We start from the raw sequence: 1,166 nt of genomic DNA, 5'->3' as shown, positions 1-1,166 counted from the left end.
TCGGCATCGCCGGGCTCTTCGCGCTGATGATCCTGCGCACGCCCGTCGCCTTCGCCATGCTCGTCGTCGGCTTCCTCGGCCTCTGGGTGCTTGAGGGGCTGCGCGCCGCGGGTGGCGTGCTGCTGACCGAGGGCTACGGCGCGGTCTCGAACTACTCGCTGATCGTCGTGCCGATGTTCATCCTGCTCGGCAACATCGCGGGCGCGGCCGGGTTCAGCCGCGGGCTCTACGACGCGGCCAACGCCTGGGTCGGCCGGTTCCGGGGCGGGCTCGCCTCGGCCTCGGTGCTCGGCTGCGCCGCCTTCTCGGCGGTCTCGGGCTCCTCGGTCGCGACCGCCGTCACCATCGGCAAGGTCGCGCTGCCGGAGATGCGGCGGCTCGGCTACGGCCCCGGCCTCTCGACCGGCGCGATCGCGGCGGGCGGCACGCTCGGCTTCCTGATCCCGCCCTCGACCGGCTTCGTGATCTACGCGATCCTGACCGAGGAATCGATCGGCCGGCTGTTCATGGCGGGGATCCTGCCCGGGCTCCTCTTGATGGCGCTCTTCATCGCCACCGTCTGGCTCATCGCCTGGCGCGATCCGGCCGCCGGCCCGCGTGGCGAAGCCCTGCCGCTCGCCGAGCGCTTCCGCGTGCTCGCCCGCGCGCTGCCGCTGATCGGCGTGATCGTGATCTCGATCGGCGGCATCTATGTCGGCGCCTTCACGCCCGTCGAGGCCTCGGGCATCGGCGCGGCGCTCGTGATCCTGCTCGCGCTGATCCGCCGCGCGCTCGACCGCGAGACCTTCCGGAGCGCGGTGCTCGACACGGTGAAGACCTCGGCGATGCTCTATACGATCGTCATCGGCGCCAATGTGCTGAACCCGTTCCTCGCGGTGACGCGGATCCCGGAGGCGCTCGGCGAGGCGCTGACCGGCCTCGGGCTCGGCGCCTATGGCACGCTCGCGCTGATCATCCTCGCCTATGTCGTGCTCGGCATGTTCCTCGACGGGCTCTCGATGCTGGTGGTGACGATCCCGATCGTCTTCCCGGTCGTCACCGCGCTCGGCTTCGACCCGGTCTGGTTCGGCGTCGTCGCGGTGATCGTCATCGAGATGGGGATGATCACGCCCCCCGTCGGGCTCAACGTCTTCGTCGTGAAGGGCGTCGCCACCGACGTGCCGATG

Annotated in this window: 1 protein-coding gene; it reads left to right on the top strand. The window is 70.8% G+C overall.

The window, feature by feature from the left end; translation table 11 throughout:
- Positions 1-1,166: TRAP transporter large permease (locus FJM51_RS23420; RefSeq protein WP_438502777.1), on the top strand; the 1,166-nt coding region annotated here is incomplete at both ends.

This window comes from Amaricoccus solimangrovi (assembly GCF_006385685.1).
GTDB classification, from domain to species: Bacteria; Pseudomonadota; Alphaproteobacteria; order Rhodobacterales; family Rhodobacteraceae; genus Amaricoccus; species Amaricoccus solimangrovi.
Note: the sequence above shows the minus strand (reverse complement) of the source record. Positions and strands in the feature narration are given on the sequence as shown.